The 12,433-nt window shown below is 59.0% G+C and carries 12 protein-coding genes; 8 read left to right on the top strand and 4 right to left on the bottom strand.

The window, feature by feature from the left end; all coding sequences use genetic code 11:
• Nucleotides 1–154 precede the first annotated feature (154 nt).
• Together INS80_RS03835 and INS80_RS03830 are read right to left on the bottom strand one after the other, a co-directional pair.
• Complete coding sequence (locus tag INS80_RS03835) at nucleotides 155–829, bottom strand: NAD(P)-dependent oxidoreductase (RefSeq protein ID WP_192964352.1); 675 nt, start codon at nucleotides 827–829, stop codon at nucleotides 155–157.
• 101 nt (nucleotides 830–930) lie between these two features.
• Nucleotides 931–1,392 carry a winged helix-turn-helix transcriptional regulator gene (locus tag INS80_RS03830; RefSeq protein WP_192964351.1) on the bottom strand — a complete coding sequence of 154 codons (462 nt, stop codon included), beginning with the start codon at nucleotides 1,390–1,392 and terminating at the stop codon, nucleotides 931–933.
• A 135-nt stretch (nucleotides 1,393–1,527) separates the two neighbouring features.
• On the opposite strand from INS80_RS03830, the gene INS80_RS03825 reads away from it, so the two are divergent.
• The 8 genes from INS80_RS03825 (at nucleotide 1,528) to uvrC (ending at nucleotide 10,073) form a co-directional block, all read left to right on the top strand.
• Nucleotides 1,528–2,451, top strand: a complete 924-nt coding sequence (locus INS80_RS03825) for an alpha/beta hydrolase (RefSeq protein WP_192964350.1) — start codon at nucleotides 1,528–1,530, stop codon at nucleotides 2,449–2,451.
• 120 nt (nucleotides 2,452–2,571) lie between these two features.
• The gene (locus INS80_RS03820) at nucleotides 2,572–3,087 is read left to right on the top strand and encodes an SRPBCC family protein (RefSeq protein WP_192964349.1); all 516 of its coding nucleotides are present in this window, start codon (nucleotides 2,572–2,574) and stop codon (nucleotides 3,085–3,087) included.
• A 128-nt stretch (nucleotides 3,088–3,215) separates the two neighbouring features.
• Nucleotides 3,216–4,145: an ABC transporter ATP-binding protein gene (locus tag INS80_RS03815; RefSeq protein WP_192964348.1), complete on the top strand. Its 930-nt coding sequence runs from the start codon at nucleotides 3,216–3,218 to the stop codon at nucleotides 4,143–4,145.
• Entirely contained in the window at nucleotides 4,142–4,903 is a 762-nt protein-coding gene (locus INS80_RS03810; protein WP_192964347.1) for an ABC transporter permease, read from the top strand. Before INS80_RS03815 ends, INS80_RS03810 begins: the two co-directional genes overlap by 4 nt.
• Nucleotides 4,904–5,170: 267 nt before the next feature.
• Entirely contained in the window at nucleotides 5,171–5,968 is a 798-nt protein-coding gene (locus INS80_RS03805) for a S49 family peptidase (protein ID WP_192967176.1), read from the top strand.
• Nucleotides 5,969–6,139: 171 nt separating this feature from the next.
• Nucleotides 6,140–7,093, top strand: a complete 954-nt coding sequence (locus INS80_RS03800) for a calcium/sodium antiporter (protein ID WP_192964346.1) — start codon at nucleotides 6,140–6,142, stop codon at nucleotides 7,091–7,093.
• 34 nt (nucleotides 7,094–7,127) lie between these two features.
• A complete protein-coding gene (locus tag INS80_RS03795; protein WP_192964345.1) occupies nucleotides 7,128–7,904 on the top strand; it encodes an SDR family oxidoreductase in 777 nt (258 codons plus the stop codon).
• Between the two features lie 303 nt (nucleotides 7,905–8,207).
• On the top strand, nucleotides 8,208–10,073 hold the full coding sequence (gene uvrC, locus INS80_RS03790) for an excinuclease ABC subunit UvrC (RefSeq protein WP_439650928.1): 1,866 nt from the start codon (nucleotides 8,208–8,210) through the stop codon (nucleotides 10,071–10,073).
• An 8-nt stretch (nucleotides 10,074–10,081) separates the two neighbouring features.
• Here uvrC and INS80_RS03785 read toward each other — a convergent pair whose 3' ends face one another.
• Both INS80_RS03785 and INS80_RS03780 read right to left on the bottom strand, forming a co-directional pair.
• Nucleotides 10,082–11,728, bottom strand: coding sequence for a sulfatase-like hydrolase/transferase (locus INS80_RS03785; RefSeq protein WP_192964343.1), 1,647 nt, complete (start codon nucleotides 11,726–11,728; stop codon nucleotides 10,082–10,084).
• Nucleotides 11,725–12,234, bottom strand: a complete 510-nt coding sequence (locus INS80_RS03780; RefSeq protein WP_192964341.1) for a MarR family winged helix-turn-helix transcriptional regulator — start codon at nucleotides 12,232–12,234, stop codon at nucleotides 11,725–11,727. The genes INS80_RS03785 and INS80_RS03780 overlap by 4 nt, the downstream gene beginning before the upstream one ends.
• Between the last annotated feature and the right edge of the window lie 199 nt (nucleotides 12,235–12,433).

Raw genomic sequence — 12,433 nt, 5'->3', positions numbered from 1 at the left:
GTTGCAGCAAGGGCGGCGGGCTAGCGCCGACAGCGCGATGGTCCGGGAGGATCTTCTGCCGTGATGCGGGCGGGGCCGATCTTGGCTTTGCCCTTCGGGAAGGGTGCAGCGCGCAAGGCGCGCTGCCAGGTCCAAGTCGGCCGTATGCCCTTCGTCAGGTCGGCTGCAGGGCTGGCGCGGGAGCTACCCAGCCTGCGGTCAGGCGTCGACGCGGGGCTTGAGGCGCCTCGGCAAGATCCATCATGGCAACGGCAAAATCTGCATATGAAATCTGCGATTGTCCGTCCATATCGGTCACCAGGGTGTCGGTGCCCAGTGCATACTGGCCACGGCGCTCGCCCTCGAGCAGCATCGCTGGAGGGCGCAGGCAGGTCCAGCAGGCCTCATTTTCTTGTTCCAGCAGAGCATCCTGCGCGGCGCAGGCTTCGGCGATCGGGCGCACTTCGGCGGGCAAGAAGTCTGGCGCGCTCAGAACCGTGTGGCCGCTGCCGTCTGCAAGTTTCAATAGCGCAGCCCCTCCGGTGATCAGAGCAGGAATGCCATTGGCGCGCGCGGCATCCAGCACGGCGCGGGTCAGCGGCACCAGATCTGCTTCCCGGCCTTCGGCAGGACGCAAGGCGCTGATCAGGATGTCATGGCCTTTTGCAAGATCGGCTGCTGCCTCAGACTGGCTGAGCAAATCAAGCGGTGCGCTGCGCACCTTGGGAGACAAAGCCGTCAGGCGATTTGGGTCCCGTGCAACGGCGGTCACGCTGTGTCCACGGTTCAGCGCTTCGCGCAGCGTGGCATTCCCAACAGCGCCACTGGCGCCAAAGACAACGATTTTCATGTATAGCTCCTTTATCTTGGCGTCGAGATAACCTCTGGAAATCTTGACGTCAAGATAAATTGTTAATTTGATAGTGAGCGATGACTTGGCAGTGGCTTGTGTCAGGCTGACGGTAGAGGAGGTTTTCGATATCGCATCAGAACCGAGCGATGGTTGAGCTCCTGACCCGTTCGCCTGTCAGTGAGAACCGGGTCAATTTCGGCATCCTCATCTCGTAGGACAAAGGAAATTGGCGGGACATCGTCACAGGGCAAGTTCTTTCGCGCCCAATCCTGCAAGGACAGCATGACGGGAGCGAAGGCCTTGCCCGAATCGGTCAGTCGGTATTCGTGTCGCAAGGGACGCTCTTGATAAGGCTGACGGTTGAGGAGACCCATTGACTCAAGCCTCTTCAGCCGCTCTGCCAGCAGATGCCGGGTGATGCCGAGACGCTTCTGAAAGCCGTCAAACCTGCGTTCTCCCAGGAAGCATTCCCTGAGAATCAACAAGGTCCAGCGATCTCCAATCACGCCCATGGCCCGTGCAACGGGGCAGGCGGCGTCTTTCATGTCATGCCATTTCATGACGCCTGAATAACATGGATTGACAGAGTTCTCAAATAGAACTGATAATGGGTTCCAAAATAGAACTCAATTAGGTCGACGTTTGGCCTTCCCAGCCGGACCGGCGTGGAAAATTCACAAGACAGGAGATCAGATATGGTCAGTGGCACCTCAACGATGAAATCAACCCGCCGCCCGCCGCCTCTGCTTGCGGTGATTCAGGCCGTGTCCGGGATGCTTGGGACAATCTCTCCGTCTGCGGCGTCAGCACTTTTGGCGCGGGTGTTCACAACACCGCGGCGGCAAAAACTATCATCCGAGGAAAAGAAGTGGCTCACCGCAGCGGCCGCGCGTCCAATACGGCTGAAGTCAGGGGCTGAGATTCCGCTGTATGAATGGCGCGCCGTGCCGCGCGGGTTTGGTGTGCTGGATGAAGCGCCGCTGCCGACCGTTCTTCTGGTGCATGGCATGTCTGGTCGTGCGGCGCAGCTTGGCGGCTTTGCCGCGCCCTTGGTTGCGGCGGGATTTCGCGTGGTGGCCTTTGATGCGCCCGGCCACGGGGCGGCGGCTGGGCGTCGCAGTTCCTTGCCGGAAATGCTTTGGGTTACAGAAGAGGTTGCCGCGAAACTGGGTCCGCTGGATGGCATTGTGGCCCACTCTAATGGTGCGGCTGCCACGATTGCGGCGCTTGGGCGGGGAATGCGGGTCAAGCGGGTTGCCCTATTGGCGCCACCTACCGATCTTGAGCGCTACCTCGGCAAGGTGGCGCGGCTACTGGGATTTGGAGACCGCGTTGCCCGTGGCGCCCAACACAGGCTCGAGCGGCGTTATGGGGTCCCTTTCAGCGCGCTGAAAGGAACGGATCTGGCTCCCGGTTTGTCTCAACCCGCCCTGATCGTGCATGACAACGGCGACAGGATCGTTCCGGCCTCGGAGGGTCGCGCCTTGGCCGACAACTGGCCAGGTGCCAAGCTGCATGTGACGGCCGGTCTGGGCCATGGGCGCATTCTGCGGGATGAGGCGGTTATTTCGCGTGTGGTGGAGCATCTTGCGCCCCAGAGAAAAGCTCCTGCGCGGTGATCTCTCACGGTCCTGCACCACGTCCAGGTATCCGGTTCCTGCTTGGCAGAGGCGGTTGGCCTCGGGTAGGTCTTGTGCGGCACGTGATTGCTGAACAGAGGCAAAAATGGAGAACCCGCCATGCAGATGAGTGACCAAAAAGAAATCGCAGCTCCCCCGGCCGAGGTCTATGCGGCGCTTTTGACGCCTGAGGTTCTGAAAGCCTGCGTTCCTGGCGCAACCGAGGTCACCGGCTCCCCGGAAGACGGGTTCGAGGCTACGGTCACCCAAAAGGTTGGCCCGGTGAAAGCCACCTTCAAAGGCCAGGTGACGCTGTCGGACCTCGTACCCGGCGAAAAGCTGACCATCGCCGGTGAGGGCAAAGGAGGCGCTGCGGGCTTTGCCAAGGGCGGAGCGGTCGTGAGCTTGGCCCCTTCGGAGGTAGGAACTTTGCTGTCCTACGAGGTCGAGGCCAAGGTCGGTGGCAAGCTGGCGCAGTTGGGCAGCCGGATCATCGACGGCTTTGCCAAAAAGATGGCGGACCAGTTCTTTGTCAATCTGCAGACGCATCTCGCTCCCGAAGGCGAAGAAAGCGAAGTTGAGGCAAGGGCCTCCGAAAGGAAAAAAGGCTGGTTCAAGAAAATCACGGGCGCCTGAACAGCATCTGACGCGAGGTTTCCCTCTGCGTGCGCGCACAGTTGGCTGCGCGTCTCACCAGTGGTCGCAAACATTGCCGCTGGGTAGCTTGGCGCAACGCATAGCCATGACGGCAAGAGGGAGATGCCATGTCAGCGATCCTGTCCATCCGCGATCTGCGAAAGACCTATGAGGGCGGCTTCGAGGCGCTGAAAGGCGCTACGCTCGATATAGAAGAGGGCGAGATCCTTGCCTTGCTCGGGCCCAACGGTGCGGGCAAAACGACGCTGATCTCCACGGTCTGCGGGATCACAACACCCACCTCCGGTAGTGTCACAGTAGGCGGCCACGACATCGCGCAGGACTTCCGCGCCGCGCGCCGCCTGATCGGGTTAGTGCCGCAGGAAATCAATCTTGAACCATTCGAGATGGTCTGGAATTCGGTGCGCTTTTCGCGCGGGCTGTTTGGCAAACCAAAGAACGATGCCCTTCTTGAGCGAATCCTCAAAAAGCTGTCGCTCTGGGACAAGCGCAAGAGCCAGATCAAGGAACTTTCAGGCGGCATGAAGCGACGCGTGCTGATTGCAAAGGCGCTGAGCCATGAGCCGCGTATCCTGTTTCTGGATGAGCCGACTGCCGGGGTCGATGTGGAGCTTCGCAAGGATATGTGGGAGGTCGTGCGCGAGTTGAAAGCGGATGGTGTCACCATCATCCTGACCACCCACTACATCGAAGAGGCTGAGGCGATTGCCGACCGGGTTGGGGTGATCACCAATGGACAGATCCTGCTGGTCGAGGACACGGTCACCCTGATGGCGCAGATGGGGCAAAAGCAGCTTGAGGTGCAGCTGAGCGCGCCCATAGACGCAATCCCAGAGGCTCTGTCGTCCTATGGGCTGGAGCTCTCGCGGGATGGCGCAGCCCTCATCTACACCTATGACACACGGGCCGAGCGTACCGGCATCACCGCTCTTTTGAATGATGTTGCGGGCGCGGGGCTGGTGCTGGCGGATGTGGTGACACGTCAGTCCAGCCTAGAGGATATCTTTGTGGGTCTCGTGGCAGGAGAGCAGTCATGAACTGGATGGCGGTTGCATCGATTTATCGTTTTGAAATGGCGCGCTTCTTTCGCACGCTGATGCAAAGCTTCCTATCGCCGGTGCTGTCAACTTCGCTCTATTTCGTGGTCTTTGGTGCTGCCATCGGCAGCCGGATCGACCAGGTTGAAGGCATCGCTTATGGCGCCTTCATCGTGCCCGGGCTGATTATGCTGAGCGTGATGACGCAAAGCATCTCGAATGCGTCTTTCGGGATCTACTTCCCCAAGTTTATCGGCACGGTTTACGAGCTGTTGTCCGCTCCGGTCAGTTTTCTTGAGATCGTTCTTGGTTATGTCGGGGCGGCGGCGACCAAGGCCCTGTTCATTGGTCTGGTTATCCTTGGCACTGCGTCGCTTTTTGTGGATCTGAGCATCGCGCACCCCGGCGCGATGGTATTGTTCCTGTTGCTGACCTGCCTTAGTTTTGCCCTTTTGGGTTTTATCATCGGGATCTGGGCCAAGAATTTTGAGCAGCTGCAACTGGTGCCGCTGTTGATCGTCACGCCGCTGGTATTTCTGGGCGGGTCTTTCTATTCGATCTCGATGCTGCCGCCGATCTGGCAGAAAATCACGCTGTTCAACCCGGTGGTCTACCTGATCTCGGGATTCCGCTGGTCGTTCTTTGGCACCTCGGATGTGCCGGTGATGACGAGCCTTTTGGCTATCGGCGGATTCACCTGCATGTGTCTTGCGGTGATCTGGTGGATCTTCAAAACCGGTTGGCGCATCCGGTCCTGACGTCTGCGGGGGCGCATTCTCGCGGGGGATGGCTTCTGCGCCGACAGGTGCCCCGGCGGTGCCGTTCCAGCTTGGCAACCTTGGGCCAGGCGGCGTGCTTGGGCACGCCGCGCGGAGGTACCCAGCCCTTCCTGAACTGCAATTGCACAGAGCAAATGGGCGCCTTCGTTGCAATTTTGCCCGTTCCCTTGTGCCATTTTGACTTCTATTGGAATTCCCTTGGCCGTGGACCTTGTTTCGGGGCGGGGGGCATTCTACATCGGCGCCATGAAGTTGCGCATACCTTTCACCAAAAGACCGCCTCTTGTTTCTGTTGTGCGCCTATCCGGCGCGATCGGCATGCCTGGCCGCGGCAGCCTGAGCGATACGGCCCTTGCACCAGTTTTTGAGCGCGCTTTCAGCAAGGGAAAACCCGCTGCTGTCGCTCTCGAGATCAATTCTCCGGGTGGCTCGCCAGTGCAGAGTTCCTTGATCGGAGCGCGTATTCGGCGTCTCGCAGAAGACAAAGAGATCCCCGTCATCGCGTTCGTTGAGGATGTGGCGGCCTCGGGGGGCTATTGGCTAGCTGCCTCAGCGGATGAGATCTGGGCCGATGCAAGTTCTGTGTTAGGGTCCATAGGTGTGATTTCGGCTGGTTTTGGCGCCCATGTTCTTTTGGCTCGTCAAGGGGTTGAACGCCGCGTCTACACTGCAGGGCAGAGTAAATCCATGCTGGACCCGTTTCGCCCTGAAAACCCTGAGGATGTAGAACGCCTGAAGGGGCTTTTGAACGATATTCATAGCAATTTCATCGACCACGTGAGCCAGCGTCGAGGGGATGCGCTGAGTAAAGATGAGGATCTGTTCACCGGAGAGGTTTGGCTTGCACGGCGCGCGCAGGAGTTGGGACTGATCGACGGGATTGGGCACTTGATGCCAAAGCTGAAGGAACGCTACGGAGACAAGGTTCGGATCCGTCGTTATGGGATTAAACGCCCCCTCCTGAGCCGGTTCGGCGCAAGGCTTGCACAGGATGCATTGGGGGGAATTGAGGAACGCGCGGAATTTGCGCGGTTTGGCCTCTGACGTGATACTAAAGATCGTTTCCATCTTCCTTGTTGTCATGGCTGTGCTGGCCATGTTCGGAAAACTACGGATGCCTGGGCAAAAGCGCCTGCAATCTGCACGCTGCTCGTCCTGCGGGCGTTTCAAGATTGGCAAAGGCCCCTGTGCCTGCGGAAAAGGAGGGCAGGGTCGATGATGCCGTGGCTTCTGTGTGCGTTGGGGCTGGTAATCCTTTTGCTTGCCGGGGACGCGTTGGTGCGCGGCGCTGTAAACCTGTCGCTTAGGTTGGGCGTGCCAGCGCTGATCGTGAGTCTGACCATCGTCGCCTTTGGCACCTCTGCGCCTGAACTGCTAATTGCAATCAGTGCGGTCATGGATCAAGCCGACGGGATCGCTCTTGGCAATGTCGTAGGCTCCAACACGGCCAATATCTTGCTTGTTCTGGGGGTGCCTGCGATCCTGTCGCGGCTTCACACAAGCGACTGTGATACGCGCAAGAACTACATATACATGCTGGTTGCTTCAGTGCTGTTCATCGCCTTGGCCTTCTTCGGTGTATTCACCATCTGGTCCGGTCTGATCCTGCTTGGTGCGCTTGCATTTGTGCTCGGCGGAGCCTTCCGCGAAGCGCGGGCTCATCGCAGGAATGGTGCCGAAGCAGATGAAGAAGAACTGGAGGAGATCGAAGAGGCAGACCCTGATATGCCCTTCTGGCGCATCGCGATCTACCTGATCCTAGGTTTGGTTGGTCTGCCGCTGGGAGCGGATCTTCTGGTGGATAATTCCACAATTATTGCAAGAACCTACGGGATCAGTGAAACGGTGATTGGCCTAACTCTGGTCGCGATAGGAACTTCGCTGCCTGAGCTTGCAACAACCGTGATGGCTGCCCTGCGGCGGCAGGCTGATGTTGCGCTGGGCAATGTGATCGGCTCGAACATGTTCAACCTGTTGGCCATCATTGGGATCGCGACCTTTGTGGGGCCAATCTCAGTTGATCCGGAATTCCTGCGCTTTGATCTTTGGGTAATGCTGGCGGCGTCGCTCATCATTGTGCCGTTTGTTTTCCTAAAGATGGACATCACCCGCCGCTGGGGTGCGCTTTTGGCTGGGCTATATGTGGTCTACCTGTGGGTCCTGCTCTAGATAGCGGTCCAGACCAACAATCAGGGAGACTGGCATGCGGGCTTTGGTGACAGGTGCGGGCAAGCGCCTTGGGCGAGCCATGGCCGTTGCTTTGGCACGGCAGGGATATGATGTTGCTGTGCATTTCGCGACCTCGCAAAGCGATGCTGATGCGACCGCTGAACAGATCCGCGCCCTGGGGCGCAAGGCAGAGGTGCTGCAGGCGGACCTTTTGAGCGATGAAGAGGCTGCAGCCCTGTTGCCGTCTGCTGCCTCGGTTTTTGGTGGGCCGATTACGTGCCTTGTGAACAACGCCTCGATCTTTGAGCATGACAGCATTGAGACTGCGACGCGCGAAAGCTGGGATCGCCATTTTGGAAGCAATCTGCGTGCTCCATTCCTGCTGATGCAGGCGATGGCAGCGCAGGATATGGAGCAACCTTACGATAGCAACGGTGAGCCGATTGCCTGGGGTTTGGTGGTCAATATGATCGACCAGCGTGTGCGGGCGCTGACTCCGGAATTCATGAGTTACACGTTGGCAAAATCAGCGCTGTGGACGTTGACGCAAACGGCGGCGCAGTCCCTGACCCCGGGCATCCGTGTCAACGCAATTGGTCCTGGGCCGACTTTGCAGGGCCCGCGCCAAAGCCCTGATCAGTTTGCCCGTCAGCGGGCCAGTACGGTGCTTGGCCGCGGTGCCAACCCAGAGGATATTACCGCGGCCTTGGATTATTTTCTGGCGGCGCCCGCCGTCACTGGCCAGCTGATTTGCGTAGATGGCGGGCAGCATCTGGCCTGGGAAACTCCGGATGTCGTCGGGCTGGAGTGATCGGCAATACGGCTGCCTTTAGGGAAAGTTGTGCACGTATGCTGCGCGTTTCACAAACCCGTTACAAAAGTATCTTTGTTTTCAAAACCTTGTCAGGTTTTGCAAAAAGAAACGTTAAAAAACAACGCATTGTGCGTCCGCTCAATTTTTAGGCAATTGCCCAGAATCGGCAGAAAACAAGGGAAAAGGCCGGATAGCCCGAAGATATCTCCATAGTTATCCACAGTATCCGTGGATTTGTATGCTCTTGAAACCGGCGCGCAAACATTGCAGCGACATGCAGAGAATCATATGTGTCAGGACATGAGTGATCAGACCGCAGGAACACCCCGCAGCGGCTATGCCGTTATCCAGGATTATGTGAAAACGCTGGATGCCTCACCTGGTGTCTACCGAATGCTGGATGCGGAAAGCCGGGTGCTTTACGTGGGGAAGGCGCGTAACCTCAAGGCGCGGGTTTCGAACTACACACGTCCCGGCAACAGTCCCCGGATTGAGCGGATGATCGCGCTCACCACCTCGATGATGTTCCTGACTACCCGCACGGAAACCGAGGCGCTGCTTTTGGAGCAGAACCTGATCAAGCAGCTTAAGCCAAAGTACAACGTGCTGCTGCGTGATGACAAAAGCTTCCCGAATATTCTGGTCTCAAAGGACCACGCCTTTCCGCAGATCAAGAAACACCGCGGTGCGCGCAAGGAGAAAGGCAGCTATTTCGGCCCCTTTGCCAGCGCGGGGGCGGTGAACCGGACGCTCAATCAACTGCAAAAGGCGTTCCTTTTGCGCAATTGTTCGGATGCGATGTTCGAAAGCCGCACGCGCCCTTGTTTGCAATTTCAAATCAAACGCTGCTCGGCGCCTTGCACAGGCGAGATCAGCGCTGAGGACTACGCAGCCTCGGTGCGCGATGCGGAACGGTTCCTGTCCGGGCGTTCCACCAAGATTCAGGAGGAACTGGCCGAGCAGATGATGGAAGCTTCAGAGGCGATGGAGTTTGAACGTGCCGCCGCCCTGCGCGATCGGATCAAGGCGCTGACACAGGTGCAATCGGCGCAAGGGATCAACCCGCGCGGCGTGACCGAAGCCGATATCATAGGTCTCCATATGGAAGGCGGACAGGCCTGCGTTCAGGTCTTTTTTATTCGCGCCAATCAGAACTGGGGCAATCAGGATTTCTACCCGCGCGTGGATGCCGACAACAGTCCAGCCGAAGTGATGGAGGCCTTCCTCGGCCAGTTCTACAGCAATAAGGAGCCGCCGCGTCAATTGATCCTCTCCGATGATATCGAGAATGCGGATCTGATGCAGGAGGCTCTGAGTGACAAGGCAGACCACAAGGTCGAAATCCTGGTGCCCCAGCGCGGCGAAAAGACGGAACTGGTTGCAGGCGCCGTGCGCAACGCCCGGGAAAGCCTGGCCCGGCGCATGGCCGAAAGCGCGACCCAGGCCAAGCTGTTGAAAGGTCTGGCCGATGCCTTTGGTCTAGATGGCCCTCCGCAGCGGATCGAGGTCTACGACAACTCCCACATCCAAGGCACCGATGCTGTTGGCGGAATGATTGTGGCGGGCCCCGAGGGGCTGATGAAAAACGCCTATCGGAAGTTCAACATCAAGGGTGACGATCTGACACCGGGCGATGACTTTGGCATGATGAAGGAGGTGCTGAACCGCCGCTTTTCGCGTCTGCTCAAAGAGGATCCCGACCGTGAAAAGGGCATGTGGCCGGATCTGTTGTTGATCGATGGCGGCGCGGGGCAGGTCTCGGCCGTGGCCGAGATCATGGAAGAGCACGGCGTGCAGGACATTCCCATGGTGGGTGTTGCAAAAGGCGTGGACCGGGATCACGGCAAGGAGGAATTCTACCGCCCAGGAGAGGCCGCCTTTGCCCTGCAGCGCAACGATCCGGTGCTTTATTTCATCCAGCGCCTGCGGGACGAGGCGCATAGGTTTGCCATCGGCACCCATCGGGCCAAACGGGCCAAAGCGATGGGGGCAACTCCGCTCGATGAAATCGCGGGCGTCGGCGCCAGCCGCAAACGCGCGCTTCTGGCGCATTTCGGCAGCGCCAAGGCGGTGAGCCGCGCGAACCTATCGGACCTCAAAGCCGTTGAGGGAATCTCAGCCGCACTGGCCGAGCGGATCTACGATCACTTCCACGGCCAGGGTTGACGCCGGGTTCAGGGGCGGCCCTGCGGCGTAAGATCCTCGAAGGCCTTGCCGGTTACCTCCTTGTATTCCGCCTCATCCCAGAAGCCTATCAAGATGCCGGTTTCTGCGGCCAGCTTCTGCCGTGCCAGTACTGTTTGTGTCGCGGTGATCCGGGTGTGATGGCGGGTTGCCCAGTCCAAAAGGGCTGCCTCCATCCGGGCGCGCACCTCCAAATGCTCGGGCAGGTCCGATCCGCCGATATCCTTGACCTCCTGCGGGTCACTTTGCAGGTCAAACAAGACCGGGCGGAAGCCTTCGCAGCGGATGTACTTCCAGCGCCCGTCAAAGATCATCGTGGTATGGGCGTCTTCCTGCGGCTGCTCCAGCGTGCGCGCCATGTCGGACCAGTGGTAATCGTGTTCGCTGATCGCATAGCGGCGCGAAAACCCGTCCTTGCCATGCAGGATCGGCGTGAGATCCCGCCCTTCGATCACATGGGGTTTCGCGGGGCAGCCCACGGCATTCATGAAGGTGGGCGCAAGGTCGATCATCTCGACCAAAGCATCGGTCACCAGACCACGCGTGCCATCGGCATCCTTGCGGGGGTCGGCAATGATCAGCGGCACTTTCACGGCCATCTCGTGGTAGAAATCCTTGTCGCCCATCCAGTGATCACCCATGTAGTCGCCGTGGTCCGATGTGAAGGCGATGATGGTATTTTCACTGAGGCCCTTTTCATCCATCCATGCGAACAGGCGGCCAAGGTTGTCATCCAGCTGCTTGATCAGCCCCATATAGGCGGGGATCACATGTTCGCGCACATGATCACGGGCAAAGCTGCGGCAGACCCGCGCATCAAGATAGGCTTGCATCAGGGGATGATCCGTCTGCCGTTCGGCTTCGGATCGGACCGGATCGACGATGTGCCGCTCATCATACATGTCGTGATAGGGCGCGGGGACGATATAAGGCCAGTGCGGCTTGATATAGGACAGGTGACAGACCCAGGGGCGCCCGTCTTCCATCGCATCTTCCATAAAGGCCATGGCGCGGTCGGTCATATAGGCGGTCTCTGAATGCTCCTCGGGCACGTTGGCCGCCAGACGAGAATTTTTCAGCAGCCAGGCCGAGAGCAGCTCGCCATCGTCATCCAGGCCCGAGTTGGCAAAATCTTCCCAAGGGTTGTCGGATGAGAACCCATGCGCCTCCAGATAATCATCATAGGCCGACCAGTTCTGGCGAGGACTATCGGGGTGCAGGCCATCGTCGCGCTCGAACGGTTCGAACCCGCATTCGGAAACTCGCACACCGATTTCGCTGCTGGGATCGATGCCCAGCCAGGCCATGCCTTCGGCATCGGCGGTCATGTGGGTCTTTCCCACCAGCACCGCGCGGGCGTCCACCTCGCGCAGGTGATCGCCAAGGGTCGGCTCGCCCACGCGCAGCGGCATGCCGTTCCAGGTGGAGCCATGGCTGCGTACATAGCGCCCGGTATAGGCCGACATCCGCGAGGGCCCACAGACCGGGGATTGCACATAGGCATTGGTGAAGCGCACACCCCGTGCTGCCAGCGCATCGATATGGGTAGTGTGCAGATGTGGGTGGCCATAGCAGCTCAGATAGTCGAACCGCAGTTGGTCGGCCATGATCCAAAGAACGTTGGGGCGGTCTGTCATTCTGCTCTGTCCTCTTCCAGAAATTCATCTATGGGTGTGCGCAGGAAGTCTTCGAGCCGATCAAGATAGCCGACGAACTGGTTGACCTCCTCCTCTGAGAAAACCGCGCGCAGGGCAGCGCGCCGACGCGCCATGACCGGGGCGGCAGTCTCATAGGCGGCGCGTCCAGCTTCGGCGATTTCCACAATCATTTGCCGCCCATCTTTTGCATCGCGGTGCATGGTGACAAAGCCCTTGCGCCGCATCTCCGGCAGGGCGCGGCTGAGGAGGGAATGGTCGGTGCGCTGGATCGCGGCAAGATCGCGGATCGTCATCGGCCCGACCTCGCAAAGATCCCAAAGAGTGCGCCATTCCACGATCGAAAGGCCGCCTCCGTGCTGCAGGAACTTTTGCCCTTGGCTGCGCGAGGCGGCATAGACCGCGGGAAGGCGCGAGAAGATGTTATGATCCTCATGCGCTTGACGTGCACGAATCCGCGCAATGTCCCGCTCTGTAGGCTTGCTCATTCTCTTCCTCCCATTGCCCTGATAAAGTCTGAAAAATGGATTCATGACAAGTCATGTAATTTTGAGTGGCTTAAATGATCGATCTCTGGAAGAGGGAGCATCTATTAGTGGGGAAGGCGGGCACCTTCAGAAGGTGATGTAGCGAAAAGGCTTCTCGCCACGGTGCATGGGCCGTGGCGGGGTCGCGCCGCCTCGGTCG

The sequence above is a fragment of the Phycobacter azelaicus genome, from assembly GCF_014884385.1.
GTDB lineage: Bacteria > Pseudomonadota > Alphaproteobacteria > Rhodobacterales > Rhodobacteraceae > Phycobacter > Phycobacter azelaicus.
Note: the sequence above shows the minus strand (reverse complement) of the source record. Positions and strands in the feature narration are given on the sequence as shown.